Origin of the sequence: Methylobacterium sp. Leaf456 (genome assembly GCF_001425465.1) — a bacterium.
In the GTDB taxonomy this organism is placed as follows: domain Bacteria; phylum Pseudomonadota; class Alphaproteobacteria; order Rhizobiales; family Beijerinckiaceae; genus Methylobacterium.
Map to the genome: position 1 here is coordinate 1 of NZ_LMQV01000007.1, position 26,040 is coordinate 26,040.

General features: G+C 68.6%; 24 protein-coding genes, 3 pseudogenes and 1 other annotated feature. Of the genes and pseudogenes, 14 read left to right on the top strand and 13 right to left on the bottom strand.

What is annotated here, in order from left to right; genetic code table 11:
• From ASG52_RS28740 to ASG52_RS07650, 4 genes and pseudogenes are all read left to right on the top strand, one after another.
• A partial coding sequence (locus ASG52_RS28740; protein WP_502691034.1) for a transposase family protein occupies window positions 1–177 on the top strand: 177 nt, incomplete at its 5' end.
• 31 nt (window positions 178–208) lie between these two features.
• A pseudogene (locus tag ASG52_RS07640) lies at window positions 209–1,355 on the top strand (IS5 family transposase).
• A gap of 468 nt (window positions 1,356–1,823) precedes the next feature.
• On the top strand, window positions 1,824–4,454 hold the full coding sequence (locus tag ASG52_RS07645) for a glycosyltransferase family 61 protein (protein WP_056241264.1): 2,631 nt from the start codon (window positions 1,824–1,826) through the stop codon (window positions 4,452–4,454).
• A 128-nt stretch (window positions 4,455–4,582) separates the two neighbouring features.
• Complete coding sequence (locus ASG52_RS07650) at window positions 4,583–5,272, top strand: FkbM family methyltransferase (RefSeq protein ID WP_056241266.1); 690 nt, start codon at window positions 4,583–4,585, stop codon at window positions 5,270–5,272.
• Between the two features lie 40 nt (window positions 5,273–5,312).
• Here the strand turns inward: ASG52_RS07650 and nagA are convergent, their stop codons facing one another.
• From nagA to ASG52_RS07665, 3 genes are read right to left on the bottom strand one after another with little or no spacing between them, the layout of a single operon-like run.
• Window positions 5,313–6,476: an N-acetylglucosamine-6-phosphate deacetylase gene (nagA, locus tag ASG52_RS07655; protein WP_056241269.1), complete on the bottom strand. Its 1,164-nt coding sequence runs from the start codon at window positions 6,474–6,476 to the stop codon at window positions 5,313–5,315.
• Window positions 6,473–7,483, bottom strand: coding sequence for an SIS domain-containing protein (locus tag ASG52_RS07660; RefSeq protein ID WP_056241272.1), 1,011 nt, complete (start codon window positions 7,481–7,483; stop codon window positions 6,473–6,475). The genes nagA and ASG52_RS07660 overlap by 4 nt, the downstream gene beginning before the upstream one ends.
• The gene (locus ASG52_RS07665; RefSeq protein ID WP_056241275.1) at window positions 7,480–8,367 is read right to left on the bottom strand and encodes an N-acetylmuramic acid 6-phosphate etherase; all 888 of its coding nucleotides are present in this window, start codon (window positions 8,365–8,367) and stop codon (window positions 7,480–7,482) included. The genes ASG52_RS07660 and ASG52_RS07665 overlap by 4 nt, the downstream gene beginning before the upstream one ends.
• Before the next feature lie 162 nt (window positions 8,368–8,529).
• Here ASG52_RS07665 and ASG52_RS07670 point away from each other — a divergent pair, with 162 nt between their 5' ends.
• The 3 genes from ASG52_RS07670 to ASG52_RS07680 all read left to right on the top strand — a co-directional run bounded on the left by ASG52_RS07670 (window position 8,530) and on the right by ASG52_RS07680 (window position 11,234).
• Window positions 8,530–9,330, top strand: a complete 801-nt coding sequence (locus ASG52_RS07670) for an endonuclease/exonuclease/phosphatase family protein (protein ID WP_082552421.1) — start codon at window positions 8,530–8,532, stop codon at window positions 9,328–9,330.
• Window positions 9,331–9,517: 187 nt separating this feature from the next.
• Window positions 9,518–10,573, top strand: coding sequence for an asparaginase (locus ASG52_RS07675; RefSeq protein ID WP_056241279.1), 1,056 nt, complete (start codon window positions 9,518–9,520; stop codon window positions 10,571–10,573).
• A gap of 94 nt (window positions 10,574–10,667) precedes the next feature.
• Window positions 10,668–11,234, top strand: coding sequence for a phosphatase PAP2 family protein (locus tag ASG52_RS07680; protein ID WP_286158975.1), 567 nt, complete (start codon window positions 10,668–10,670; stop codon window positions 11,232–11,234).
• 267 nt (window positions 11,235–11,501) lie between these two features.
• Here the strand turns inward: ASG52_RS07680 and ASG52_RS07685 are convergent, their stop codons facing one another.
• The 10 genes from ASG52_RS07685 to ASG52_RS07730 form a co-directional block, all read right to left on the bottom strand.
• On the bottom strand, window positions 11,502–13,019 hold the full coding sequence (locus tag ASG52_RS07685; protein ID WP_056241285.1) for a phospholipase D-like domain-containing protein: 1,518 nt from the start codon (window positions 13,017–13,019) through the stop codon (window positions 11,502–11,504).
• Window positions 13,016–13,720 (bottom strand): TVP38/TMEM64 family protein, encoded by a 705-nt coding sequence (locus ASG52_RS07690; RefSeq protein ID WP_056241288.1) that lies wholly within the window; start codon window positions 13,718–13,720, stop codon window positions 13,016–13,018. Before ASG52_RS07690 ends, ASG52_RS07685 begins: the two co-directional genes overlap by 4 nt.
• A gap of 64 nt (window positions 13,721–13,784) precedes the next feature.
• Window positions 13,785–14,192, bottom strand: coding sequence for a hypothetical protein (locus tag ASG52_RS07695; RefSeq protein WP_286158976.1), 408 nt, complete (start codon window positions 14,190–14,192; stop codon window positions 13,785–13,787).
• Window positions 14,193–14,454: 262 nt separating this feature from the next.
• Window positions 14,455–15,168, bottom strand: a complete 714-nt coding sequence (locus tag ASG52_RS07700) for an SURF1 family protein (RefSeq protein ID WP_286158977.1) — start codon at window positions 15,166–15,168, stop codon at window positions 14,455–14,457.
• Window positions 15,169–15,179: 11 nt separating this feature from the next.
• On the bottom strand, window positions 15,180–15,575 hold the full coding sequence (gene cyoD, locus ASG52_RS07705; protein WP_056241291.1) for a cytochrome o ubiquinol oxidase subunit IV: 396 nt from the start codon (window positions 15,573–15,575) through the stop codon (window positions 15,180–15,182).
• A complete protein-coding gene (gene cyoC / locus ASG52_RS07710) occupies window positions 15,572–16,147 on the bottom strand; it encodes a cytochrome o ubiquinol oxidase subunit III (RefSeq protein ID WP_286158986.1) in 576 nt (191 codons plus the stop codon). The genes cyoD and cyoC overlap by 4 nt, the downstream gene beginning before the upstream one ends.
• Window positions 16,148–16,224: 77 nt before the next feature.
• Entirely contained in the window at window positions 16,225–18,234 is a 2,010-nt protein-coding gene (cyoB, locus tag ASG52_RS07715) for a cytochrome o ubiquinol oxidase subunit I (protein WP_056241297.1), read from the bottom strand.
• 37 nt (window positions 18,235–18,271) lie between these two features.
• Complete coding sequence (gene cyoA / locus ASG52_RS07720) at window positions 18,272–19,405, bottom strand: ubiquinol oxidase subunit II (RefSeq protein WP_056241300.1); 1,134 nt, start codon at window positions 19,403–19,405, stop codon at window positions 18,272–18,274.
• Window positions 19,406–19,521: 116 nt separating this feature from the next.
• Window positions 19,522–20,856, bottom strand: a complete 1,335-nt coding sequence (locus tag ASG52_RS07725) for an MFS transporter (protein ID WP_056241301.1) — start codon at window positions 20,854–20,856, stop codon at window positions 19,522–19,524.
• 335 nt (window positions 20,857–21,191) lie between these two features.
• Window positions 21,192–21,875, bottom strand: coding sequence for a DUF2490 domain-containing protein (locus ASG52_RS07730; protein ID WP_056241304.1), 684 nt, complete (start codon window positions 21,873–21,875; stop codon window positions 21,192–21,194).
• 245 nt (window positions 21,876–22,120) lie between these two features.
• On the opposite strand from ASG52_RS07730, the pseudogene ASG52_RS26065 reads away from it, so the two are divergent.
• The 7 genes and pseudogenes from ASG52_RS26065 to ASG52_RS27820 all read left to right on the top strand — a co-directional run bounded on the left by ASG52_RS26065 (window position 22,121) and on the right by ASG52_RS27820 (window position 26,017).
• A pseudogene (locus ASG52_RS26065) lies at window positions 22,121–22,884 on the top strand (transposase).
• Window positions 22,401–22,527: a sequence feature (AL1L pseudoknot), on the top strand. (Overlaps the previous pseudogene by 127 nt.)
• A gap of 39 nt (window positions 22,885–22,923) precedes the next feature.
• Window positions 22,924–23,118: pseudogene (locus tag ASG52_RS28245) on the top strand (YnfA family protein); the annotation flags it as partial.
• A 196-nt stretch (window positions 23,119–23,314) separates the two neighbouring features.
• Window positions 23,315–23,455: a hypothetical protein gene (locus ASG52_RS27815; protein WP_200945583.1), complete on the top strand. Its 141-nt coding sequence runs from the start codon at window positions 23,315–23,317 to the stop codon at window positions 23,453–23,455.
• Window positions 23,452–23,715: a hypothetical protein gene (locus ASG52_RS26985; RefSeq protein WP_156383839.1), complete on the top strand. Its 264-nt coding sequence runs from the start codon at window positions 23,452–23,454 to the stop codon at window positions 23,713–23,715. The genes ASG52_RS27815 and ASG52_RS26985 overlap by 4 nt, the downstream gene beginning before the upstream one ends.
• A 299-nt stretch (window positions 23,716–24,014) precedes the next feature.
• Complete coding sequence (locus ASG52_RS07745) at window positions 24,015–24,104, top strand: K(+)-transporting ATPase subunit F (protein ID WP_056241308.1); 90 nt, start codon at window positions 24,015–24,017, stop codon at window positions 24,102–24,104.
• Between the two features lie 22 nt (window positions 24,105–24,126).
• On the top strand, window positions 24,127–25,842 hold the full coding sequence (gene kdpA / locus ASG52_RS07750) for a potassium-transporting ATPase subunit KdpA (RefSeq protein ID WP_056241311.1): 1,716 nt from the start codon (window positions 24,127–24,129) through the stop codon (window positions 25,840–25,842).
• A 1-nt stretch (window position 25,843) separates the two neighbouring features.
• Window positions 25,844–26,017 carry a hypothetical protein gene (locus tag ASG52_RS27820; protein WP_200945584.1) on the top strand — a complete coding sequence of 58 codons (174 nt, stop codon included), beginning with the start codon at window positions 25,844–25,846 and terminating at the stop codon, window positions 26,015–26,017.
• Window positions 26,018–26,040 lie beyond the last annotated feature (23 nt).

Genomic DNA, 26,040 nt, shown 5'->3' on the forward strand with positions numbered 1-26,040 from the left:
CGGCGCGCGCCTTCCCTCGTTTGCCTGGGCCACCCGCTCTCGTTTGCCTGGGCCACCCGCTGCCGACGGCTGGTCAAGGATTACGAACGATACGCCAGCACTTTGGCAGGCCTTCACATGGTCGCCTTCGTCTGCCTCATGCTCAAACAACCAGAAAAGATCATGACAAGTGCATAACACGCTCTAGAGCGAGCGGCGGGGTGTCGGGATGCGTGGGCGTGAGGCGGCTTCGGCCAACCTGCTCAGCTACGTGCGCCTGGAGGAGCGGGTGCCGGCCGATCATCCGCTTCGGGCTATCCGGGCCCTGGCCGACGAGGTTCTGGTGGGGCTGAGCGAGCGCTTCGAGAGCCTGTACTCGGGGATGGGTCGTCCCTCGATCCCGCCGGAGATGCTGCTGCGGGCCAGGCTGCTGCAGGCGTTCTTCTCGGTGCGCTCCAAGCGGATGCTGATGGAGCAGTCGATTATAACCTGTTGTTCCGCTCGCCTCATCCTGAGCTTGTCGAAGGACGTCGGGCTGGAGATCGATGCGCCGGTCTGGCACCCGACGGGGTTCACCCACAACTGCGACCGCCTGCTGGAAATGGAGGTGGCGCGTGCCTTCCTGTCAGGGCTGCTGGCGCTCAAGCCGGTCAAGCGGCTGTTGTCGAGCGACCCCTTCTCGGTCGACGGCAAGACGATCGACGCCTGGGCTTCGATGAAGAGCTTCCGGCCGAAGGACGGCTCGGGCGAGCCGCCGGGGCCGGGCCGCAACGGCGAGCGCGACTTCCGCAAGGAGAAGCGTTCGAACGCGACCCATGCCTCGACCACGGATCCGGACGCCCGGCTCTACCGCAAGGCAGACGGCCAGGAGAGCCGGCTGTGCTACCTCGGCCACGCGCTGATGGAGAACCGCAACGACCTCGTGGTGGACGCCAGCCTCACCCATGCCACCGGCACGGCCGAGCGCGAGGCGGCACGGCTCATGCTCGACCGCCGTCCCCGCCGGCACCGCATCACGCTGGGCGCGGACAAACTGTTCGACGTGGAGGCCTTCGTCGGCGACCTGTGGGCGCGGCAGGTGACGCCGCACATCGCCATCAACGGAGCGGTGTCGAAGACCAGCAAGGTGCGAAAGACCGCCATCGACGGGCGCACCACGCGTCACGCCGGTTACGCGGTCAGCCTGCGCTGCCGCAAGCGGATCGTCCTTCGACAGGCTCAGGATGAGGGAGGCCTTCGGCTGGATCAAGGCACAGGCCGGGCTGAGGAAGGTCAAGCTGAGGGGACGGTCGAAGGTCGAGGCGCTGTTCACCGTCGCGGTCGCCGCCGACAACCTCGCGCGCTTGCCCAGACTGCTCGCACCGCCGGCCGCCTGACCGAGCGACACCGCACCCCGGCGCGACAGCCGGGGGGCGACGTTGGCCTTCGCCGGTCAGGCGAACCCGCTCCAACGACAAAAATCATCTCTGCCACGATCAAATCAGGACTTCTGCAGCAGCCTGCTAGGTCCCGGCCCCGGAGGATGATAGGTCGGCGCGGCGACAGCAACCGTCCCGGTCGGAAATGCGGAGCGATGGGATGAACGAAGCCGAGTTCGTGCGGCGTCGGGCCGAGCCTGGGCCGGCAGCGCCATCGACGACGCTCGGCGTGTTCGCGACGAGCCCGCAGGCGCGTCGCGCCGCGGCCCCGCATCGGCCCTCGCCCCGGAACCTGCCCTGATCTTCGCCGATGCCGGGAGCCCACATGCGCGATGCAGGGACGCCGACGACGGAATGCCGGGCGCGCGACGGCCAAGCCGCATGGCCCCGATCCCGCCGCGCTTCGTATAACTTACGGACAATTCGATGCTGACGACAATCGATATTAAAGCTTCAGCCCATCAGGCCGACGCGATCGTCAAGAACGTGGCGCGCATCTTCAAGAGCGTCAACGTGTATACGCATGAGCGGAGGCTGAGAAAGTATCAAAGCCGGCGCAACGAGGAAATCGGCTGGGCGATGCCGCACCCGGTGCTGAACATCGAGGCGCGCGCCAAGCGCTCGATCATGCATCTGCCGAAGTCGTTTTCCTACGAGTTCGTCTCGAAGCTGGGCGGCACGATCTGGCTGATCTCGACGCCGATCGCATCCGGCTACGCCATCCAGGGGGCGTATGTCGTCGAATCCGATACGCTGTATTACGATCCGAGTTGTGCCGGCCTGTCGTATTTCGAGGGCCGCGTTGCGGAAATTAACTCCGACAGGGCGTCGAGCGAGCCGCTCGCACCGTTCGTCTACATTTACGGCCACGAGAATTTCGCCCACGAATTCTGGAACGAGTTCTCGGGGCTGCTGACGCTCGATGACAGAAAGTTCCACAAGACCACGGTCATGGCCCTGCCGGGGACGGTTGCCGCGCTGCCGGAGCTACTGAGGCGGACGAACCTTGCGGAAAAATTCGCGAACGCACAGAAGAGTACGATCCAATACGGCGTAAAATACAATTCCCTGCTCTACGCTGCGGGTTCGGAATTGCTGTCCGACGAGGCGAAGGAAATCGTCGCCGCGGCTTGCCTCGAACAGCATCCGCTGGATTCGTTCTTCGCTGCCGACGACCGATACCGCGTCGTCATCACGCTGCGCTCGCTCTACCGGCGCGCGCTCAACGAAGACGAGGCGTTCCGCGCGATCATTGTCGAATTGTGCGCGCTGTCGGACAAGATCGATATCTATCTCGACGGCTATTCCGTGCCGACGGACACGGGCGGCATCGTGCCCGCGGCCATGGATCGGCACGTCGCCATCTCTCGCCGGGTATCGGACCGGGCCGCTTCTCTGGTCGCCTCGCTGCCCGAGGAACTCGCCGGCCGGGTGTTCGACGGGACCGCGTGTACGCTGGCGCAGAGCATCGCGAACGGCTCTCGCTGCCATTTCTACATCTCTCACCACGGAACGCAGCAACACAAGTTCGGGTGGCTGTTCAACGTTTCCGGTATCGTCCACGCCAACAGAAGCATTCTGGAGAGTCTCCCGGCCGGGTGGGTCCAGAAGCAATCCGAGAATTCGATCCGGCCCTCTTACGTCGCGCTCGAAGACGTCGCCGATGCCGAGGATCCGACGAACAACCGCAATCACATGCCGTATTTCAGCAACTACGTGTTCTCGGACATCCCCCGCCTAGTCGATTTCTGCACGGCGACTGTCAAAGGTGAGCTTGAGCGCCTACGTCCGGTCGAGCGCGCGACACCCGAAAAAATTGCGTTGCCGGAGCCGGAACGGCGGCACAGCTTCAACCTCCGCAAGAACCAATCGAAAGTCGATGCCCTGCGCGAATTGGTCGGGCATCTTGCGCCCGAACGGCACATCCACCACCCGAACGAGATCAGGACATTCTACGATCACCTGATCGGTCAGGAGGCCAAGACCTCCAACGCGACCTACTTTACGGCACAGGACATCATTCCTGTGGCCGACGCACCGGTGCTGTTGATGTGCCCGCCGATCTTCTTCAACGGCGTGCCGGAGCATTTCCCGAAGACGAACCTCAGCCTGCCGATGACGACGGTGGCGGAGCCCTACACGGTCGCGAAGGTCGAGAACGGCTTCGTCGGGATGGTCTACGACGCGCCGACACTGTTCGATGCCGATCTGAACATTGAGCCGAACTACAGCTCCTATTACAGTCTCCTGCACGGCTACGTCGATAACGGGCAGGCGATCGACTTCGCCAACGCCCGGCAGATTGACGGCGACGTGTTCGTCATGATGGACGACATCGGCGGACTGAATTTCTGCCACTGGCTCTGCGATTGGCTTCCGCGGCTGAAGGCGATCCGGGACAATCCCGACATCTTCGTACTGACGCTGCCCTTGAAGAGTAAATGGCAGACCAACCTGTTGGAAGCGTTCGGCATCGGCGCCGAGCGCTGCCTCAGCCTGCCGAATTGGGGCGCCCTGCGCGCCCGGACCATCTACATGCCGTCGGGGCTGACGCAGATCTGGCATCCGGCCTACAAGGGCGCGCCGTGGGCGATGGAGTTCCTGCGCGAGAACGTCCTGCCGCGCGCCTCGGTCGATCTCGGGCCGAGAATCTACCTCTCGCGCAAGGATGCGCCCGACCGGACCGTGGTGAACGAGGACGCGCTGGAGACTTATCTCAAGTCGATCGGCTTCCAATGCTTCGCCGCCTCGGACTACACGCCCATCGAGCAGGCCTCGATTTTCCACCATGCCCGTGTCGTGGTATCGCTGCACGGTGCCGGCTTGACCAACGTCCTGTTCTGCAAGCCGGATGCGCGGGTGTTGGAAATCATCCCGTCCACCTACTCGATGCCGAGCTTCTGGATCCTGGCGACGGCCGGCAAAATGACTTACGGAACTTACATCTGCGACAGCATCGTCAAGTCCGCCAAACGCGATCACCCACAGGCGGATAATGTGAGGATCGATATCGATCACTTCAGGCGCTTGGTCGGCGATTACCTGCGTTACGATTGAGGGTTCGCCGACGGGTTGCGCGGCGAGGTAAGGACGGGGAAGTGCCGGCTCGACCGCGTCGGGCCGGGGGCATCTCCGGATGAAATCTGCAGAATCGAACAAAAGCACAGCCGACAAAGGATAGGGCCATGGCACAACTCCATAAGAGCGATCTCGACGACAACGTCGCTGAGTTCATCAAGGAAAAACTTCCGAAGGCCGAGATCAAGACCGTGTTCGATGTCGGCGCCAATATCGGGTGGGTGACGATCAGCTTCCTGAACGCCTACCGAGACGCAAGGGTCTGGGCGTTCGAGCCGATCCCGCACGTCTTCAGCACGCTCCAGGAGAACGTGGCCCGAGTGACGGACCCGAGCCGCCTTGAGCGCGCGGAGTTCGTGAACCTGGCCCTCGGCGCCGACAACAAGCAGGCAGCGATGACGAACCTCCCCGGCAAGGGCGTCACCGTCAACAAGATCATCCAGTCGGCCAATGCGGATTCCATCGACGTCAACGTCGTGCGCGGCGACAGCTACTGCGAATCGAAGGGCATCTCGCATATCGATTACCTCAAGATCGATGTCGAGGGTCACGATCTGCAGGCGCTGGTCGGGTTCGGCGGGATGCTGACCAGTCGCGCGATCGACTTCGTTCAGGTCGAGGCCGGCATCGCGCAGGACAATAAGGACCACATCCATCTCAGGTCGTTCGAGGGATTCCTGAATCCGCTCGGCTATCACATCCTGGCGATCAAGAATCAGGCGTCGTCGAACATCCCGTATCTTCGCTGGGCCGACGTGATCTTCATCCGCGACGACATCGCGCACAAATACGCATGAACGATCGGTAACGGCCCGCCCGGCCGGGGCCGCATGCCCGTCATGTTCCGTCCCCGGGGCGGGTCGGCACGCCGCCGATCCAAGTCTCGGTAACGGACACGCCCGGCCCGAGGGCGACGAGGTCGGCGGAAAAACCCGGCGCGATCCGGCCGAGGCGGTGATCGAGGCCGAGGAAGCGGGCGGGGGTGAGCGCGGCCATCGCCAGCGCCTCGCCCAAGCTCGCGCCGCCGCGCCCGCTCATGTGGCGCACCGCCTCGGCCATGGTGATGGCGGCGCCCGCCAGCGTGCCGTCCTCGCCGGTGAGGCGGTTGCCGTCGCGGCGGATGCGGCGGCCGAACAGGGTGAAGCCATCGGACACGTCGCCGACCGGCGGCATCGCGTCGGAGACCAGCATCAGGCGGTCAGCGCCCTTGAGGCGTAGCGCGAGGCGAAGCTGGAGATCGCCGACATGGTGGCCGTCGGCGATGATGCCAGCGAAGGCGCCCTCCTCCGCCAGCGCGACGCCGACGGCGCCGGGCTCGCGCGGGCCGATCTGCGACATGGCGTTGAACAGGTGGGTGAAGCCTGTGAGCCCCTCCCCCAACACCCGCCGGATCGCCGCGCCGTCGTCGGCGGTGTGGCCGGCGCAGACGCGGGCGCCGCGGGCGACGAGGTCGGCCACCGCGCCGGGCGGCACCTCTTCGGGGGCGAGCGTCACCAGGGTGATCCCGCGCGGCCCCAGCGCCGTGAGTAGCGCGGCGTCGCCTTCGCCGAAGCGGGCAAGCCGGGCGGGGTCGTGGATGCCGATGCGCTTCGGGCTCAGGAAAGGCCCTTCGAGATGGATGCCGAGCAGGCCGGGCACGCCCGCCTGGATCGCCGCCGCCACGCCCTCGATGGCGCGGGCGATGGTCGGGCGCGTGTCGGTGATCAGCGTCGCCAGGAGCCCGGTGGTGCCGCCAAGGCGGTGCGCCGCGGCGATCCGCCGGAGGCCCTCCACGCTGCCATCGTCGTTGAGCAGCACCCCGCCGCCGCCGTTGACCTGCGCGTCGATGAAGCCCGGCGCCAGGATCGCACCGGGCGGCAGGCGCGTCACGGACACGCCCGGCGGCGGGGTGGTGGTGACGTCGATGATCCTTTCGCCGCGCAGCAGCACCGCGCGGTCGTCTAAAAAGACTTCGCCGTCGAAGACGCGCTCGGCGGCGATGGCGTGGTCCGGCGGCGTCACAGGGTCTCCGTGACCTTGGTCAGCCCCGCGGGCGCGTCCGGGTCGAGGCCGCGGCGGCGGGATTCCGCCTCGATGGCGCGGTAGGCCGGCACCAGCATGGCGATGGGGTCGCAGGCCGGGTGCCCGTCGCCGAGCCAGGGTAATGTGCCCACCGGCCCACCGCAGGCCTGCACCCGCGTGCCGTCCCGGCGGAGATCCCGCACGAGGTCGTCGATGCCGTCGGCGACCGCATCGGCCTGGCGCAAGGCGAGCACCGGCGTGCCGGCCGAGACGGAGGCCCGCGGCCCGTGGCGCAACTCGGCCGCCGAGTAGCCGAGTGCGGGCAGCCGCAGGGTCTCGGCGAGCTTCAGGGCGATCTCGCGCACGGTGCCGAGCCCGTGCCCGCGCCCCGTCACGAAGGCGGCGGGCGCGCCGTCGAGGTCGGCGCCCCAGGCCGACCAGTCGAGGGCGAGCGCGTCGTTCAAGCGTCCGGGTAGGGCTGCGAGCCCATCGGCAAGCTCTTGGTCGCCCGCCCAGGCGGCCACCAGCGCGGCGCCCGCGATCATCGAGTTGGTCACCGTCTTGGTCGCGGCCACCGCCCGCTCGGGGCCGGCCAGGATCGGCAGGACGAGGTCGCTCGCCTTCGCGGCCGGCGAGTCGGGATCGTTGACGAGCGCCAGCGTCAGCGCGCCGCCCGCGCAGGCGGCCTCGGTGGCGGCGACCAGATCGGGCGAGCGGCCGGATTGCGAGACGACGACGAACAGCGCGCCCTCGACCCGCGGCGGCCGGGCATAGCCGGTCACGACGGACGGCGCCGAGGCCGAGACCGGCAGGCCGAGCCGGGTCTCGATCAGGTAGCGGAGCGCCACGCCGGCATGGCCCGAGCTGCCCCGCCCGCACACGACGACGAACGGAATTTTTTTGGGACTCAGGGCCTGCGCGATCCGCGCCGCCTCGTCCGCCGCGATGAGCCGCTCGGCGGCCTGCGGGATCTCGGCGATCTCCCGCGCCATGAAGGTCGCGCTCATCTTTCGTCCCCCTCGGTGAGCGCCCGGCGCAGGTTGCCGTCGTGGCGGGCGAGCAAGGCTTCCGCCCGCTCGCGGCTGGCCCCGCCCGCGATCAGGACACCGAGCTTCACGTCGCCCCCGGCTTCCGCCGCCGCGCGCTCGGCGACGCCCGCGTCGCAGCCGGCGAGTTCGGCCACCATGGCGACGCCGCGGGCGCGCAGCTTCCGGTTGGTCGGGCGCATCGCCACCATGCGCCCGCGATAGACCCGGCCGAGCCGGATCATCAGCAGCGTCGAGAACAGGTTGAGGATCACCTTCTGCGCCGTGCCGGCCTTCAGCCGGGTCGAGCCCGCCAGCACCTCGGCGCCCGTGGCGGCCAGGATGCCGTATTCGGCCGTCTCCAGGATCGGCGTGCCGGGATTGTTGGCGATGCCGACCGTGACCGCCCCGCGGGCGCGGGAGTCGCGCAGCACCGCCAGCGTGAACGGCGTGGTGCCGCTCGCCGCCAACCCCACCACCACGTCGCCGGGGCCGATTTCGCTGCCGGTCACCCAGGCAGCGCCGTCCGCGCCCGAATCTTCGGCATCCTCCACCGCCCGCAGCAGCGCGCCCTCGCCGCCCGCGATGGCGAAGGCCAGCCGCTCGCCCGGCCAGTCGAAGGTCGGCGGCAGCTCGGCCCCGTCCTGCACGCCGATGCGAGCGGAGGTGCCCGCCCCGACATAGGCGAGCCGCCCCCCGACTCTCAGACCCTTTTCCGCGGCCATCGCCGCCGCCTGGATCGCCGGTAAAGCCGGCCCCACGGCTGCCACGGCGGCGAGCTGCCCCTCCCACAACGCCTGCAGGATGTCGCCGCCGCCCCAGGCGTCGAGATCGGCATAGCGGGCGCTGGCGTCCTCGGTCCTCATTCCCGCGTCATCTCCGGTCGTCCCGTCCCAACAAGTCGCGGCGGTGCCGCGCGATCCCGTCCCGTTCCGATATGGTGCGGTGCGAGGGCGACGCGAGGGGCGGCGTCCGGGATCGGTTCGCGCCGCGCGGCGTTCGGTTGCCGGAGCCGGCGGGGAGGAAGCGTGGACCAGGGGGCAATCGCAGGGGGAGGCGGCGCCGTCGCGCCCGGATCCGAGGCCGGTCGGGTCCGCCTGCTCACCTACAACATCCGCCATTGCCGCGGCACCGACGGCCGGGTGGCGCCGGAGCGGGTGGCCGCGGTGATCGCCGCGACCGGGGCCGACATCGTCGCGTTGCAGGAGGTCGATGTCGGGCGCGCCCGCACCGACGGTCTCGATCAGGCCGACGAGATCGCCCGCTTGCTCGGCATGACCCCGCATTTCCACCCGGCGCTGCACATCGAAGAGGAGCGCTACGGCGACGCGATCCTCACCCGCCTGCCCTCGCGGCTGCGGCGCGCCGGCCTCCTGCCCGGCCTGATCCGGCGGCCCAAGCTCGAGCCCCGCGGCGCGCTCTGGGTCGAGGTCGAGATCGGCGCCGTACGGCTTCAGGTGCTCAACACCCATCTCGGCCTGTTCGGCGCCGAGCGCATCGCTCAAGCCGAGTCGCTGCTCGGCCCCGAATGGCTCGCCGACCCCGCCTGCCGCACGCCGACCGTGCTCATGGGCGACTTCAACGCCACGGGCTGGACCCGTGCCTATCGCCGCCTCGCCGGCCGCCTCGCCGACGCGCGCCGCGTCGCCGCCCGGATCGAGGGACGCGCGAGCTTCCCGAGCCGCCTCCCCCTGCTGCGCCTCGACCGGGTCTTCGTCGGCGCGGGCGTCACCGTCGAGCGCCTCGCGGTCGTGGACGGCCCCCTGCCCCGCCGCGCCTCCGACCATCTCCCCGTGCTCGCCGAAATCCGGTTGTCGCAGGGCCCGTAAGGGGTTCCCAAAGGGCGAGCCCTTTGGTGGGGTCTCGGGGCGAAGCCCTGAGGTTTGGCTTCGCCGACCAGGACTCTGCCCTGGACCCGCGAAAGGACTTGTCCTTTTGAAACCCGGATTATGGCCGGTGCGCTATAATGGGTCGGACGGTCCGGACGGGACCACCAGCGAAGATGGCGATCCGACGATGACGAAGACCATCGGCAACCTGACCGCGTTCGGCCTGATGGCCGCCGCCACCCTCGGCGCCGGGCCCGCCGCTGCCGAGCCCCCGAAGATCGCGGTCGTCGCCACCGGCGGCACCATCGCGATGAAGCTCGATCCGCAGACCCACGCGCCGGTGCCCGCCCTCTCGGGCGAGGACCTCGTCTCGGCGGTGCCGAAGCTGAAGGACATCGCCACGATCCAGGTGACCGAGTTCAGCAACGTGCCCAGCGACTACATGGGCCCGGACCGCTGGCCCGCCCTCGCCCGCCGGATCGACACGATCCTGGCCGATCCCGAAATCCGCGGCGCCATCGTCCTGCACGGCACCGACACCCTCGACCAGACCGCCTATTTCCTCGACCTGACGCTGACGAGCCAGAAACCCGTCGTGCTGGTGGGCGCGCAGCGCAACGCCTCGGACGCCGATGCCGACGGCCCGCGCAACCTCCTCAACGCCGCCCGCCAGATCCTAACGGAGGGCGCCGCCGAGATGGGCGTGACGGTGACGCTCAACCACCGCATCAACGCGGCGCGCGAGGTGCGCAAGACCCACACGAGCAACGTCGAGACCTTCGATTCGGGCGATGCCGGCATCCTCGGCTACGTCGATGAGGACCGCGTCGTGTTCAGCCGCAAGTCGCTGCGGCGCCAGATCCTGCCGCTGCCCGAGCGGATGCCGCGGGTCGATCTCGTGTCGATGTATGCTGGCGCCGACGGCTCGCAGGTGCGCCACGCCGCCGAGAGCGGCGCCGAGGCCATCGTGGTCGAGGCCTATGGCTGGGGCAACGTCAACGCCGAGATGCACGACGCCATCGCCGACGTGATCGCCAAGGGCGTGCCGGTGATCGTCGCGACCAAGGTCTATGACGGCCGTGCGCTCCCGGTCTACGGCTTCAAGGGCGGCGGCAACACCCTGCGCAAGGCCGGCGCGGTGTTCGCGGGCGACCTGACGCCGGACAAGGCCCGCATCCTGACGCTGATCGCCCTGCCGGGCACGAAGGACCGCGCGGCGTTGCAGGCCTTGTTCGATCGGTAACCATCGACCGATACGGCTAAGCATCGATCCGGCGGTTCGCGCGTTGAGGGCTATGCTTGCGCGCAATCAAATCACCACGGCAACCGAACGGGCGGTGGAGTCCGTCGGCGCGATCGAAGCCGCGGATATCCGCGCCGGGGTCGCGCTCGCGGGCGGCAAGGATCATCCGGTCATGCCCACCGTCATCGCGGCAGGCGAGGTCGGGAGCTGGGAGGCGCTGCTGGCGATGTCGGCCGGCACGCTGGCCTGGGGCCTCGTCACCCGCGACCGGGGCTTGGCCCAGACCGGCGTGCGGATGCTCGCCGCGGGCGCGCTGGCGAGCCTCGTCAAGACCAGCCTGAAGCGCACCCTCCACCGCACCCGGCCCAACGTGCTGATGGACACCGGCCGCTACGTCCGCGGGCCGATGGGCCCCAACGACGGCCCCTGGCAGTCCTTCCCCTCGGGCCATGCCGCGCTCAGCACGGCGGTCGCCCGCGCGGTGGCCCGGTCCCGGCCGGAACTGGCGGGCGCGGCCTACGCCACCGCCGCCGGGGTCATCGCGGTGCAGCTCGTGCGCGGCGCGCATTTCCCCGTCGATGTGGCGGTCGGTGCAGCGATCGGGGTTGCGGCCGAGGCGGTGACGGACCGGGTGATCTCGGCGCGGCTGCCGGAGGCGTAACGGGCTACGTCGTTTCCGGCTGACGAAACGCGGATGCCGGTGCATCCCCTCGCCCCGCACGCGGGGAGAGGGCTTCGGCGACCTTGTCGTCGCCGAAGCAAGGCGGCAGCCGACGGTGAGGGGGCGGTTCAGGACGAGCCTCTTCCGTCGAGTCCCCCCTCACCGCCGCTTCGGCTTCGCCTCCGCTTCCTGTCTGCACGACGAGGTGCAGACAGGCCTCTCCCCACGTGCGGGGAGAGGGGGGAGCCGACCGCAATCCGAGCGGGTCTACGCCTCGACCGCCGCGCCGGTCCCCGCCACATCAACCGGAACCGCCACACGCGCCCGGCGCAGCACCTTGCGGCGCCGCCACGGGCGCCATGCGTCCTCCGAGCCCGCCGGGTCGCCGAGGTGGAAGGCCTCGACCAGGCGGGCGATGGGGCCGCGGTGGGAGGGGACCAGCGTGCAGAGCCGCGGCGACGGCATCAGCGCGGGATCGTCGATGACGGCGCGGAGCGTGCCGCGCTCGGCATAGGCCTGCGCGAAGGTGTCCGACGGGCAGCCGCCGTGGTGGCCCAGCAGCGCGTGGAGCACCCGGTCCAGCGCCGCGCGGCCCGCTGCGTCGTCGGCGCGAAGTTCGATCGAGAGGTCGCACTCGGTGTCGTAGCCGAAGGAGCGGTTGTTGAGGTTGGTCGAGCCGATCCGCAGGAAGCGGTGGTCGATGAGCGCGACCTTGGAATGGATCAGGATCGGCTGGCCCTTGGGCGTGTGCGGCGCGACGATCCGCAGGCGACCGTGTCGGTCGGCCCGGCGCAGGCCCTTGATCAGGCCGCGGCGGGCGCTGTTCATGGTCAACTGGTCGAAGCCGTTGGGGCTGCGCTCGGACAGCACGATCACGATCTCCGGCCCGTCCGGCTCGGCCAGCCGCGCTCGCAGGGCGTCGGCCACCACCGGCGAGGCGAGGTACTGGTTCTCCAGATAGATGACCTCTTTCGCGGCCCGGATCGTCGCGAGGTAGAGCGCGGCGTTCTCCGACACCGCCTCGCGGCCGGCCATCGCCGGCTCGGTGCGCGACAGCCCGATCTCGACCTCGGTGAGGAGCGGCGTCACGGTTTCGGGCCAGGGATCGACCGGCGTGTCGAGGGTGGGCGAGAGGGCTTCGCCGGTGGCGCGGCGCCAGCGCTCGCGGGCGAGGTCGGCCAGCGCGTTCGCCGCAGGGCCGTCGACGAGCATCATCACGTCGTGGCGCGGCGGGTAGTCCTCGCCGGACGGCAGGCGGCGGCGCGGGTCGCGGTCGCGGTGGGCCGGCGTGTCCCAGCGGTTCACCTCGAAGTCGCTGCCGCCGCAGAAGGCGATCCGATCGTCGATCACCAGGATCTTCTGGTGCTGGCAGGCGCCGTAGGGCAGCGTGCTGTCGATGCGGAAATCGATGCCGGTGCCGAGGCTCGCCCGCACGCTGTCGGGCGTGTGGTCGTTGCCCGCCGAGATCGGCCAGGGCATGTCCCAGATCAGGATGCGGACCGTCAGCTCCGGCCGGGCCGCCTTGAGGGCGCGCAGCAGGTCGGCCAGCGTCTGGTCGGATTCGGGATCGCCCGCGGAGGGCAGCAGCCGCACCCGCGGGTCGAAGCTCCAGCCGATCAGGGTGATGGTCTTCTGCGCCTTCACCAAGGCGGCGCGCGCGGCGGCGAAGTAGGCGGCGCCGTCGTGCAGCACCGCGGCGCGGTGTGCCCGCTCCCTGCGCCAACAGGTGAGCCCGGGCCGCAGCCAGCCCGCCAGCGGAGTGCCGTCTTCGATGTCCGCTCTCATGCGCCCGCGCCGGCCCCGTCCGCCTTGCCCATCTCAGCCTGCTCCAGCTTGGCCTTCACCCGCCGCCGGGTGATCTCGACCGCGACCACCGTGGCGACGAGCCCGAGGCCGAGGGTGATCCAGTGGGTCGGCTCGTCGCTGCCGGCCCGGCGGCCGATGGCGCCAAGATAGACGCAGACCACCGTGCCGGGCAGCATGCCGATCACCGTCGAGACCAGATAGGCGCCGGCGCGGACATCCGTCACCCCGAGGACGTAGTTCTGCGCGTTGAACGGCACGAACGGGCTGAGCCGCATCAGGGTGAGCAGGCGCCAGCCGCCGTCGCCGACCGCCTCCATCGTGGCGCGCCATTTTGGCTTGCGGGCGATGAGCCGCCGCACCCGCTCGCGGAAGAGGTGGCGGGCGGCGAAGAAGGCGAGCCAGGAGCCGAGTGTCGCCGAGACCAGCACCACCGGCATCACCGCCCAGCCATAGGCGACCGCGCCCGCGATGGTGAGCGGCGTGCCGGGCACGACCAGCAGCGTCGCGAGGAAGAACAGCCCACCGAACACGAACAGGCCGTAGGGGCCGAAGCCGTTGGCCCATCGGGAGAAAACCCGCAGCCATTCCTCGATCGGCAGCAGCATCCAAGCGCCGACGCACAGGGCCAAGGCGGCGCCGGTCAGGAGGCCGGTGCGGACCCAGCTTCGGGCATTGTCCATGGGGCGGTGGCTCGGCGCGCGAATTCCTAAGCTTTCGCCTCTAGCAGCGTTCGCGGCTTACGTCTCACCAGTCCCGCTGCAATCGGGTGGCGATGCGGCTCGGGCGGGCGCCCGCCAGCGTCCGCTCCAGGGAGGCCAGCGCCGCCCTGGCCTTCACCAGCCGGGGCGCGCGCCAGTCGCGCCCGCCTGTGGCGAGCACCGCCTCGCCGAGGCGGTCGCCCGCGTTCACCAGCCGGTCCACCGCCCGCTGGATGCGCGGCGTCTCCTCGGTGAGGACGCAGACGTCGGAGAGGTGGTTGCGCAGCGCGTGCAGTTCGTCGCGACCGCCGCCCTCGTCGACGAGGCGCGCCAGGGTCCGGTCCATGCCGGCGATCAGCCCCGCCAGCGGCTTCGGGACCGAGCGGCCCTTCGGGCGCACGGCGGCTTCCGCCAGATGCGGGGTCGTGACGTCTCGGGCAGGCGGCACGTGCATGTCGGCTCCGCTCGATGGGGTGCTGGGCTCAACTCCCGATCCGGCCACGGTTTCCCGCCCCGGTGCCGTGAAACGCGTGATTCGTGCAGGTTCTGTGGGGATTTCGCTGTCGCTGTGCGCTGCGGGCACCACCGATCGATATGGTGAACGCGACGTTAGGATTAACAGCCCGGTGCGATCCCGGAAGCCTTCCGTTCCGACCGTAAATGGAAAACAGCCTTGCCGTCGATCAAGAAACGAAGACGCATTCCGGCAAAGAAGTTCAGGGCTCGATGCGGGGCCGCCTCAGAGCGTAGATCAGGGCGCCCGCGCTCATCAGGGCGAGGGTGAACCACGTCAGGGCGTAGACGAGGTGGTCGTTGCGGAAGGCCACGACCGTGAGGCCGCCGACCGGGAGCCCGCCGGGATTGGGCGTGACGTCGGCATCGATGAAATAGGGGGCGACGTCGTGGAGGTTCCGCGCGGCGGCGAGGGCCGAGACGTCGCGGGAATACCAGCGGTCGGCCGCCGGATCGTTGTGGCGCAGGAAGCCGCCGCCGGGCTCAGACAGGCGCAGCAGGCCGGTGACGGTGACGTCGCCGGGGGGCTCGGCGCGGTCCGGGCGGTCCTTGCGGTCGCCGGGGACGAAGCCGCGGTTGATCAGGATCGTGGTGCCGTCAGGCCGGACGAGCGGCGTCAGCACCCAGAATCCGCCGCCGCGTTCGGTCAGCGCCTGGACCAGGGCCGTCCGATCGTGCTCGAATCGGCCCGAAACGCGGACCCGACGATACTCGATCGCTGGTCCGTCCAAATGCGCCCATTCGGCCCTTCCGGGCGGTGAAACGGGCTCGGCGCGCAGGCGTGCCTCGACCCGCGCGATCAGGTCGAGCTTCCAGGCGCGACGCTGGACCTGCCACGTGCCGAGCGCGAGGAAGATGCCGACGAGGCCGAGCCCGGCGAGCGCCAGGATGGCCCGCCGGGCATCGAGCCTTGCCACGAATCGCAAGCCTACGGCGCGTGGCGCGCGTCGTCGGCGGTCATCGGCATCATGTTGGTGTTGAGGTGGTGCATCACCCAGATCGAGCCGCACAGGGTGATGGCGACGATCGTGACGGTGAAGATCAGCGCCAGGAAGGTCCAGCCGCCCTCCGACTTGGTGTTCATGTGGAGGAAGTAGATCATGTGGACGATGATCTGCACCACGGCGAAGGCGAGGACGACGATTCCGGTGATCAGCTTGTCGCCGATCACGTCGCCCATCACCAGCCCGAACGGGATCGCGGTCAGGATCACCGACAGGACGAAGCCCGTCACGTAGTCCTTGAACGAGCCGTGGCCCTGCACCGCCCCGTGGCCGTGGTCGCCGTGACCATGGCCCGCAGCGTGTCCGCTCGCGCCGCTCATTGCAGCACTCCCATCAGGTAGACGAAGGTGAAGACGCCGATCCAGATCACGTCGAGGAAGTGCCAGAACATCGACAGGCACATCAGCCGGCGCCGGTTCTCGACGATCAAGCCGCGCTGCTGCACCTGCAGCATCAGCACCACGAGCCAGATCAGGCCGAAGGTGACGTGCAGGCCGTGGGTGCCGACCAGCGTGAAGAACGAAGACAGGAAGGCGCTGCGCTGGGGCGTGGCGCCCTCGTGGAACAGGTGGGCGAACTCGTAGAGCTCGATGCCGAGGAAGGCCGCGCCGAACAGGCCGGTGACGGCCAGCCACACTTGCGTCTTGCTCTGGTCCTCCCGCTCCATCGCCAACATGGCGAAGCCGTAGGTGATGGAGGAGAACAGGAGCATCGCGGTGTTCACCGCAACGAGGGAGAGGTCGAACAGGTCCTTGGGCGAGGGCCCGGCCGCGTAGTTGCGGCCGAGCACGGCGTAGGTCGCGAACAGCACCGTGAAGATGAGGCAGTCGCTCATCAGGTAGAGCCAGAAGCCGAGCATCGTGCTCCCTTCCGGGTGATGCTCGTGCCCCATGTCCTGGAACGACAGCTCGTCGGCCTCGGCCACCGGATCCCGGTGCAGCGCGTCGGTTGTGTGGGTCGCCATTCTGATCAGGCCCGTCCCGCCACGGCCAGCGCGTCGGTCCGCTGCCCTTCGGTGCGGACGACCGTCTCGGCCGGGATGTAGTAGTCGCGGTTGTAGTTGAAGGTGTGGACGATCGAGACCACCAGCGTCGCCGCGAAGGTGAGTGCGGCCAGCCACCAGATGTACCAGATCATCGCGAACGAGAAGGCGATGCTGATCACGCCGAGGATCACGCCGGTGGCGGTGTTCTTCGGCATGTGGATCGACTGGAAGCCCGTGACCGGCCGCTTGAAGTTGCGGGCCTTCATCTGCCACCACGCGTCGAGCTGGTGCACGACCGGCGTGTAGGCGAAGTTGTAGTCCGGCGGCGGCGACGAGGTCGACCATTCGAGCGTCCGGCCGCCCCACGGGTCGCCGGTCGTGTCGCGCAGGGCCTCGCGGTTTTTGATCGAGACGGCGATCTGCATGATCATCGCACCGATGCCAAGGGCGATCAGGCCGGCGCCGAGCGCGGCGACGATGAACCACGGCTGGAGCGAGGTGTCGTCGAAGTGCTGCGAGCGGCGGGTGACGCCCATCAGGCCGAGCACGTAGAGCGGCATGAAGGCGACGTAGAAGCCGACCGTCCAGAACCAGAACGAGACCTTGCCCCAGAATTGGTCGAGCTTGAACCCGAAGGCCTTGGGCCACCAGTAGTTCACGCCCGCGAACATGCCGAACAGCACGCCGCCGATGATCACGTTGTGGAAGTGGGCGATCAGGAACAGCGAGTTGTGGAGCACGAAGTCGGCCGGGGGCACGGCGAGCAGCACGCCGGTCATGCCGCCGATGGTGAAGGTGACCATGAAGCTCACGGCCCACAGCATCGGCACCTCGAACCGGATCCGGCCGCGGTACATCGTGAACAGCCAGTTGAACAGCTTGGCACCCGTCGGGATCGAGATGATCATCGTCGTGATGCCGAAGAACGAGTTCACGTTGGCGCCCGAGCCCATCGTGAAGAAGTGGTGCAGCCACACGAGGTACGACAGGATCGTGATGACGACGAGGGCGTAGACCATCGACGTGTAGCCGAACAGGCGCTTGCCGGAGAACGTCGAGATGATCTCCGAGAACACGCCGAAGGCCGGCAGGATGAGGATGTAGACCTCCGGGTGGCCCCAGATCCAGATGAGGTTGAAGTACATCATCGGGTTGCCGCCGAGGTCGTTGGTGAAGAAGTGCGTGCCGACGTAGCGGTCGAGCGTCAGCAGCACGAGGACGGCGCCGAGGATCGGGAAGGCGGCGACGATGAGCACGTTGGTGCACAGCGACGACCACGTGAAGATCGGCATCTTCATCATCGACATGCCGGGCGCGCGCATCTTCACGATGGTCGCGATCAGGTTGATGCCCGACAAGGTCGTGCCGATGCCGGCGATCTGCAGGCCCCAGATCCAGTAATCGACGCCCACGCCGGGGCTCATGTCGGCCCCCGACAGCGGCGGATAGCCGAGCCAGGTGGCGCGGGAGAACTCGCCGACGAACAGCGAGATCATGATGGTGACGGCGCCCGAGACCGTCATCCAAAAGGAGAAGTTGTTGAGGAACGGGAAGGCGACGTCGCGCGCGCCGATCTGCAGCGGGACGACGTAGTTCATCAGCCCGGTGACGAACGGCATCGCCACGAAGAAGATCATGATCACGCCGTGCGCCGTGAAGATCTGGTCGTAGTGGTGCGGCGGCAGGAAGCCTTCGTTCGCCCCGAAGGCGACGGCCTGCTGCGAGCGCATCAGCAGCGCGTCGGCAAAGCCGCGCAGCAGCATGACGAGGGCCAGCACCACGTACATGATGCCGATCTTCTTGTGATCGACCGAGGTCAGCCAGTCCCGCCAGAGCGGGCCCCAGAACCGGAAGTAGGTGATGGCGGCCAGCACCGCGAGGCCGCCCACGGCGACGCCCGCGAAGGTCACTTGCAGGATCGGCTCGTGATACGGGATGTCCGCGAGCGTCAGGCGCCCGAACAGAAGCTTCTGGAGGTCCGTGTCAGAGAACATGGGGTGTCTCGTACCGTGAATTCTCGTTATCGACGGATCAGTTGTTGAGCTGGTTGGGCGCGACCGAGTTCTCGCCCTTGCCGTGCGGACCGTGGTCCTGCGAGTCGGACGGCTTGTCGCTGCGCGGCGCGTGCTGCGAGGCGGGCCCGTTGGCGCCCGGCGCCTCGTCGCCGCGTTCGACGTGACGGTTGTCGTATTGCAGCCGCTCGGCGTTCTCGCGGCTGTCCTTGCCGGCGCCGCCCTTGGCGTCGATCGACATCATCTCGTGCATGCACATCTTGCCGGGGACGGCGCACATGCCGAGGATCGATTTGAACAGGCCGTCGCCGTAGGAGGCGTAGTAGGTCACCGGCTCGCGCTCGCTCGGGCGCTCCAGTTCGAGGTAGGCGTCGCGCGACAGTTCCTTGCCCTCGCCCTTCACCTTGGCGATCCACTTATCGAAGCCGTCGCCCTCAAGGCTGTGGACCTTGAAGGTCATGCGCGAGAAGCCGCTGCCGCTGTAATGCGAGGCCAGCCCCTCGAACTCGCCGGGCTTGTTGGCGACCGCGTGCAGCTTCGTCTCCATGCCGGGCATGGCGTAGATCATGCCGGCGAGCGCCGGGATGTAGAACGCGTTCATCACGGAAGCCGAGGTGAGCCGGAACGTCACCGGCCGGTTGACCGGCGTGGCCATCTCGTTGACCGACGCCACACCGTATTCTGGGTAGAAGAACAGCCATTTCCAATCGAGTGCGACGACCTGCACCTCGAGCGGCTTGGTCTCGGCGGGGATCGGCTTGCCGGGTTCCAGGCGCGAGAGCGGCCGGAACGGATCGAGGGTGTGGGTGCTGATCCAAGTCAGCGCGCCGAGCGCGATGATGATGAGGAGCGGCGCGGTCCAGATCACCACTTCGAGGCCGGTCGAGTGGTCCCAGTCGGGATCGTGGCGGGCCTCGGTGTTCGTCGCGCGGTAGCGCCACGCGAACAGCAGCGTCAGCGCGATCACCGGCACGATGATGAGCAGCATCAGGCCGGTGGAGGCCAGGACGAGGTTGCGCTGCTGCATCGCCACGTCGCCCGAGGGGAACATGACGGTGAGGTTGCAGCCGGCCAGCAGCGGCAGCAGCGGCAGCAGGAGCAGGCCGCGCAAGGCGCGGCGGGCGGCTGTCGCCGGCGGGCGGGGCGTTTGCATGGCCGAGGGTGTCACCGATGGTCCTGCCACGGGTCTTCGTTCCATCTCATGGGTCGCTGCGCGAGTGACCGCGTTCGGTTCGCCCCCGAGCCGGCGCGGGCTGGCTCGGGAAAAAATCACATCTGCCGCATTTCGGAGCGGTCGAGATACAGCGCCAGCAGCGTCGCGAGCGCGCCCGACAGCAGGTAGACGCCGACGACGGCGAGCCCGTACGCGCTGGAGAGGTACAGCACCACCAGGGGGGCGAAGCCCGCGCCGAACAGCCACGCGAGGTCGGAGGTGAGCGCGGCGCCGGTATAGCGGTAGCGCGAGCCGAGCCGCGAGGTCACGGCGCCCGCGGTCTGGCCGTAGGACAGGCCGAGCAGCATGAAGCCGATATTGACGTAGATGGTCTGGCCGATGGCGTTCTCGCCGAAGATCAGCGGCGCCAGGATCGAGCCGAAGGCGAAGGCGGCGATGAGGCCGGCGGTGATGATGAGGACGTTGCGCCGCCCGATCTGGTCGGCGATCAGCCCCGAGGCCGCGACCGCGCCGGCGCAGATGATGGCGCCGGAGAACTGCACCATCAGGAAGTCGCCCGCCGAGCGGTCGCTGTGCAGGGTGTTCCAGGCGATCGGGAAGATCGTGACGAGGTGGAACAGGGCGAAGCTCGCCAGCGGCACGAAGGCGCCGATCCACACGTCGAGGGCGTGATGGCGGGCGAGGTCGCGCACGCCCACCGGCTCCAGGCTGCCCTTCTTGAGCAGGCGGGTGAATTCCGGCGTCGCGATCAGGCGCAGCCGCGCGAACAGCGCGACGACGTTGATGGTGAAGGCGCAGAAGAACGGGAACCGCCAGCCCCAGTCCAGGAAGTCCTCCGGCGTCAGGTTGACGACGAAGAACGAGAACAGCGCGCTCGACACCATGAAGCCGAGCGGCGCGCCGAGCTGCGGGATCATGGCGTACCAGCCGCGGCGCTCGCGCGGGGCGTTGAGGGCCAGCAGCGAGGCGAGCCCGTCCCAGGCGCCGCCGAGCGCGAGGCCCTGGAGGATGCGCAGGAACGCTAGCAGCTCGATCGAAACGAGGCCGATGGAATTGTAGCTCGGCAGGAAGCTCACCGCCGCGGTCGAGCCGCCGAGCAGGAACAGGGCGATGGTGAGCTTCACGCCGCGGCCGTAGCGCTCGTGGATCTTCATGAACAGGATCGAGCCGATCGGCCGCGTGATGAAGGCCAGCGCGAAGATGCCGAACGAGTAGAGCGTGGCGGTGAGCGGCTCGGCGAAGGGGAAGAACACCTTCGGGAACACCAGCACCGAGGCGATGCCGAAGACGAAGAAGTCGAAATATTCCGACGCGCGCCCGATCACCACGCCGAGCGCGATGTCGTTGGGGCTGACGCCGTGATGGCTCATCGCCACCTGCGCGTCGCGCTCGAGGGAACTCGAATTGGCCGATGCGGGGTTGGTGGTCATCGCGGGCAGCCGGCTCGCCTCTAGCACTGTCGCCGCGCCCGTCTTCGGTGTTCACGCGGCGTTCGGTTCGTGCCTAGCGGATGGCATAACATCCGCAAAGTGGATTCGGCGTCGCGGGCGGCCCGACAGCTCGGCCATGCAGCGCAAGCGCGGCTCATGCATTCTGGTGCGCGATACGGTACGATAATGCATGATTTCGGGCGGCGTTTGGAAAGGTCGAGTTCGACTTTCGGAAAAATGCCGGGGCGGCGCGCGACCCGCGGCAAGCCCCGAAGCCGGTCTCCGGAACGGTCCTCTCGATCCGGTCCGATCCGCCGCGATTCGGCGGCGGGCCCTCAGTAGCGCAGGAACAGGTTGAGCGAGAGGATGTGGTTGACCTCGACCCGGGCGGCGGGCGCGTTGACCGTCTGGTTGAGGTAGCCGACCTCGACGGCCGACTTGCCCTTCGACTTCTCCTGTAGCGGGATTTCGAGGCCCACGAAGGTGCGGATCTGGTCGAAGCCGGCGCGTGCGCCCCAATCGGTGTCGTTCAAGGCCACGAACACCTCGCTCCAGCCCACCGCCTTGAGGCCGCTCGCCTCCCCGAAGATCGGGTGGGAGGCGCGCAGCATCTCGCGGAACCGGAAGCCGACGTCGCGCCCGTCGGACTGCCAGCGCTGCTCGAACCGGGTGCGCGAGGACAGCTTCAATTTTTCGAATTCGCCGATCTCCCAGCTGAGTTGCTGGAAGCTACGGTCCTCGCTGAACGACGGCATGCCCGCGGGCGTGTTCTCGACGCGGGCGTAGCCCTGGTAGACCGTCAGCGCGTCGTTCAGCTTCCAGCCCACGGCCGGGCGCAGGATGAGCTGATCGAGCCGGGACACGTCGCCGCCGAAGCGCGGCTGGACTTCGGCGAAGTAGACGAAGCTGCCGTGGGTGCCGAACAAGGTGGTGTTGAGCCAGAGCTGGGTGTCCTGGGTCGTCTGCGCCGCGGCGGGGCTCGCGACGGCGAGGGCCAGGGCCGTCAGGAGGGAGCGCATCCGGCTGGGCACGAGGGGGACCTTTTGCGGCTTCGACCCGCAACCCGTCTGCGGCACGGGGCCAGATGTCGGGCTTGGCGGGGGCGCGGTCCAGTGTTCTTCGCCGCGCCCGGGCCGTGGCGCCGCCGCTGTGGCGCTTCGGTGACAGGATGCGCGCGTGTCCCCTCCCCCTTGTCGGGAGGGGAATCGCATATGTGAACCGCTCCGGGTTTCCCGGAGGCTCCAACTCTTGAGAGGATGGAGCCATGACGAAGCGCACAGTCTCCTTTTCGCCCGAGGTCTGCGAGCGCGCGGTCCGGATGGTGTTCGACCACCAGGGCGAGCACGGCTCGCAGTACGGGGCGATCCGCTCGATCGCAGCCAAGATCGGCTGTTCGGGCGAGACGCTGCGGAACTCGGTCCGGCAAGCCGAGCGGGATCAGGGCCAAGGACCGGTCCGACGCCGGACGAGCGCGAGCGGATCAGGGCGCTGGAGCGGGAGAACCGCGAGTTGCGGCAGGCCAACGAGATCCTGAGGAAGGCGTCGGCCTCTTTTGCGATGGCGGAGCTCGACCGCCGGTCGCGGCCATGATGGCCTTCATCGACGATCATCGAGAGGCCTACGGGGTCGTCCTTCGACAGGCTCAGGATGAGGGCTCTGGAGCAGGCCCTGCACGAACGCCGGCCTCTCCGGAGCGGCGGGCTCGTGCATCACAGCGACAAGGGTTCGCAGTACCTCGCCCTGCGCTACACGGAGCGGCTGGCGGAGGCGGGCGCCGAGCCGTCCGTCGGCAGCGTTGGCGACAGCTACGACAACGCTTTGGCCGAGACGATCAACGGTCTGTTCAAGGCCGAGGTGATCCATCGATGCGGACCGTGGCGCTCCTTCGAGGCGGTCGAGTTCGCCACCCTCGAAGGGCTCGCCTGGTTCACTACGCGCCGCGGGCTCGAACCCATCGGCAACGTGTCTCCCGCCGAGGCCGAAGCGCGCCACTTTGCTCAGACCGAGGCGCAAGCCTTGGCCGCCTGACCCAATCCGAATGGCCTCCGGGAAAGCCGGGGCGGTTTGCTGTTCGCCGATCTGCTGACACCGGTGGAGAGCGAGGCCGCCGGGCGCGCCTACGCGGCCTATGGGGGCATCGACATCGTGGCGGCCATCCTCTGGCTATGGGGCTTCGAGGGACACAGACCCGACCGTTAGGAGGTCGCGGGCGGCGCGATCTGCATGCTTGGGAGCGCCGTCATCCTGTTCGCGCCCCGCAGCGGCAGAGACGTGCAAACGGAGCCGCGTTCAACCCGCCCACGCATCGAATGCGCATCTTCATCGGCCCATGGCATCCCGCCCCGTCGAACGGTCCTTAGGACTTACCCATACCGGAGGCCCCGTCTCCGTCTTGTTCCCTAACGGGGTAACGAGGACTGCTCGCTCCACCGGGCCGTCACCCGCGTGAAGCACCCGAATGACCGTCTTCCGGCGCATCGCCGCCGAGTGCAGGGCCGACCGCGTCTTCGCCCCGATGATCCTGGGCCTCGGCTCGTGGTCGGCCTTGTCCCCCGTGCTGCTCGCGCTGAACGTCCTCGACCCGCTGCCCGCGCCTTGAGCGCCGGGTCCCATCTCGGACTGCGGGCGCGCCTCGCCTGCGTTTCGCCACGCTTCCCGTCAACTCCGGCTTCCCCTGAGCCGGTCCACGCGGACGCCCGCGCCGGGGACCTCCGCCGCGTCGGCGGGCGCTGCCCGGCCTGCGGCGTGCCCTATAGCGGATTCGCGGGCGCGGACACGGGGGTGATCCAGGTGGACCGCACGCTCTGGCGCGCCGCCCGCCCCAGAGCCATGCTCATCGACACCCCCGGCGCCTGCTAGGAACTGCAGGCCGCCTGGCGCCCGACGACGCGCCCGAGAGGCCCAGGACGAAGCCCGGAATCGGGCCGGTCCTAATGAGATCCTTATAGGAACGCCTCCCTTTCCGTCTCGAACCCTAACGCGGTTCCCGTCCACATTCAGTCTCGGCCCAGGTCGGTCGCGGGGTGTCCGCGACCGAGGGGCCGAACGGACCCGGGACGCCCCATGCTCGACATCGTCTTCCTCGCAGGGGCCCTCGCCTTCTTCGGCCTGGCCGCCGGCTACGCCACGCTCTGCGAACGCCTCTGAGGCACGCCCCCATGACCCTCGACCTCGCCCTCGGCGCCCTCGTGACGGCCGGGCTCCTCGTCTACCTCACCGTCGCCCTCGTCCGCCCCGAGCGGTTCTGAGCGGCCCTGCCGGACCACACCCATGAATGCCAATGGCTGGATACAGATCGCGCTGTTCTGCGCGGTCGTCCTCGCGCTCGTGAAGCCGCTCGGCTGGTACATGACGCGCGTCTTCGAGGGCGAACGCACCCCGCTTTCGCCCGTGCTCGCCCCCGTCGAGGGCGGGCTCTACCGCGTGGCCGGCATCGACGCGCGCCACGAGCAGACCTGGCTCGGCTACGGCCTCGCCATGCTCGCCTTCCACCTGTTGGGATTCGTGCTGCTCTACGCGGTGCTGCGCCTGCAGGACGTGCTGCCGCTCAACCCGATGGGGCAGGCGGCGGTGGCGCCGGACCTCGCCTTCAACACCGCGGCGAGCTTCGTCACCAACACCAACTGGCAGAACTACGGTGGCGAGAGCACGCTCTCGTACCTGAGCCAGATGCTGGGGTTGACGCACCAGAATTTCCTCTCGGCGGCCACCGGCATCGCGCTCGCCGTGGCCCTGATCCGCGGCTTCTCCCGCGCCTCGGCGAGGACCGTGGGCTCGTTCTGGGTCGACCTGACCCGCTGCACCCTCTACGTGCTGCTGCCGATCTGCTTCGTCTACGCGCTGTTCCTGGTCTCGCAAGGCATGCCGCAGACATTTTCGCCCTATGTCGACGCCACGACCCTGGAGGGCGCCCAGCAGACCATCGCGGTCGGCCCGGTGGCGAGCCAGGTCGCGATCAAGATGCTCGGCACCAATGGCGGCGGCTTCTTCAACGCCAACGCCGCCCACCCGTTCGAGAACCCCACCGCCCTTTCGAATTTCGTGCAGATCGTCTCGATCTTCGCGCTGGGGGCCGCGCTCACCAACGTCTTCGGCCGGATGGTCGGCGACGAGCGTCAGGGCTGGGCCATCCTCGCCGCCATGGGCACGCTGTTCCTGGCCGGCGTCGCCGTCACCTACGCCAGCGAGGCGGCGGGCAGCTCCGTGCTGAACGGCCTCGGCCTGACGGGCGGCAACATGGAGGGCAAGGAGGTCCGCTTCGGCATCGTGGCCTCGGCGCTCTTCGCGGTCGTGACGACGGCCGCCTCCTGCGGCGCCGTCAACGCCATGCACGACAGCTTCACGGCGCTCGGCGGCCTGATCCCGCTCCTCAACATGCAGCTCGGCGAGATCATCGTCGGCGGTGTCGGCGCGGGCCTCTACGGGATGCTGGTCTTCGTCGTGGTGGCGATCTTCGTGGCCGGCCTGATGGTCGGGCGCACGCCGGAATATCTCGGCAAGAAGATCGAGGCTCGCGAGGTCAAGATGGCGATGCTGGCCATCCTCTGCCTGCCGTTGATGATGCTCGGCGGCACCGCGCTCGCCACCGTGCTGCCGGCCGGGCTCGCGGGGCCTGCGAACGCAGGTCCGCACGGCTTCTCGGAGATCCTCTACGCCTTCACCTCGGCGGCGGCCAACAACGGCTCGGCCTTCGGCGGGCTCACCGGCAACACGCTGTTCTACAACGGCCTGCTCGCCGTCGGCATGCTGGTCGGACGGTTCTTCGTCATCGTCCCGGCGCTGGCGATTGCCGGATCGCTCGCGGCCAAGAAGACGCTGCCGGCCTCCGCCGGCACCTTCCCGACCGATAGTGGCCTGTTCGTCGGCCTGCTGGTCGGCGTCATCCTGATCGTCGGCGGCCTGACCTTCTTCCCGTCCCTGGCGCTCGGGCCCGTGGTCGAGCACCTCGCGGGCTCGGCCGGCCAGACCTTCGGCACGGGGGGCTGAGATGCCCCGCGCCTTCCCCTCCCGGCGCATGCCGCACCATCACCCGGTGCTGCGCCGCCGCCACGACGCCCCGTCGATCCCATTGCGGACCTCGGACCTCGTGCTGGCGCTCCTCGGCGTCGTGCTGCTCGGCGGACTCGCCCTGATGACGGCCGCGGCGCTGGCCGCCGCCTGACCCTGAACCGGCAAGGCCCGGTC

Excerpts from the sequence above, each read along its gene's own strand:
- ASG52_RS07645 (WP_056241264.1), top strand. The coding sequence starts at position 1,824 with ATGCTGACGACAATCGATATTAAAGCTTCAGCCCATCAGGCCGACGCG.
- ASG52_RS07650 (WP_056241266.1), top strand. The coding sequence starts at position 4,583 with ATGGCACAACTCCATAAGAGCGATCTCGACGACAACGTCGCTGAGTTC.
- ASG52_RS07660 (WP_056241272.1), bottom strand. The coding sequence starts at position 7,483 with ATGAGCGCGACCTTCATGGCGCGGGAGATCGCCGAGATCCCGCAGGCC.
- ASG52_RS07665 (WP_056241275.1), bottom strand. The coding sequence starts at position 8,367 with ATGAGGACCGAGGACGCCAGCGCCCGCTATGCCGATCTCGACGCCTGG.
- ASG52_RS07675 (WP_056241279.1), top strand. The coding sequence starts at position 9,518 with ATGACGAAGACCATCGGCAACCTGACCGCGTTCGGCCTGATGGCCGCC.
- ASG52_RS07685 (WP_056241285.1), bottom strand. The coding sequence starts at position 13,019 with ATGAGAGCGGACATCGAAGACGGCACTCCGCTGGCGGGCTGGCTGCGG.
- ASG52_RS07690 (WP_056241288.1), bottom strand. The coding sequence starts at position 13,720 with ATGGACAATGCCCGAAGCTGGGTCCGCACCGGCCTCCTGACCGGCGCC.
- ASG52_RS07695 (WP_286158976.1), bottom strand. The coding sequence starts at position 14,192 with ATGCACGTGCCGCCTGCCCGAGACGTCACGACCCCGCATCTGGCGGAA.
- cyoD (WP_056241291.1), bottom strand. The coding sequence starts at position 15,575 with ATGAGCGGCGCGAGCGGACACGCTGCGGGCCATGGTCACGGCGACCAC.
- cyoC (WP_286158986.1), bottom strand. The coding sequence starts at position 16,147 with ATGGGGCACGAGCATCACCCGGAAGGGAGCACGATGCTCGGCTTCTGG.
- cyoB (WP_056241297.1), bottom strand. The coding sequence starts at position 18,234 with ATGTTCTCTGACACGGACCTCCAGAAGCTTCTGTTCGGGCGCCTGACG.
- cyoA (WP_056241300.1), bottom strand. The coding sequence starts at position 19,405 with ATGCAAACGCCCCGCCCGCCGGCGACAGCCGCCCGCCGCGCCTTGCGC.
- ASG52_RS07725 (WP_056241301.1), bottom strand. The coding sequence starts at position 20,856 with ATGACCACCAACCCCGCATCGGCCAATTCGAGTTCCCTCGAGCGCGAC.
- ASG52_RS07730 (WP_056241304.1), bottom strand. The coding sequence starts at position 21,875 with ATGCGCTCCCTCCTGACGGCCCTGGCCCTCGCCGTCGCGAGCCCCGCC.
- ASG52_RS27815 (WP_200945583.1), top strand. The coding sequence starts at position 23,315 with ATGACCGTCTTCCGGCGCATCGCCGCCGAGTGCAGGGCCGACCGCGTC.
- ASG52_RS07745 (WP_056241308.1), top strand. The coding sequence starts at position 24,015 with ATGACCCTCGACCTCGCCCTCGGCGCCCTCGTGACGGCCGGGCTCCTC.
- kdpA (WP_056241311.1), top strand. The coding sequence starts at position 24,127 with ATGAATGCCAATGGCTGGATACAGATCGCGCTGTTCTGCGCGGTCGTC.
- ASG52_RS27820 (WP_200945584.1), top strand. The coding sequence starts at position 25,844 with ATGCCCCGCGCCTTCCCCTCCCGGCGCATGCCGCACCATCACCCGGTG.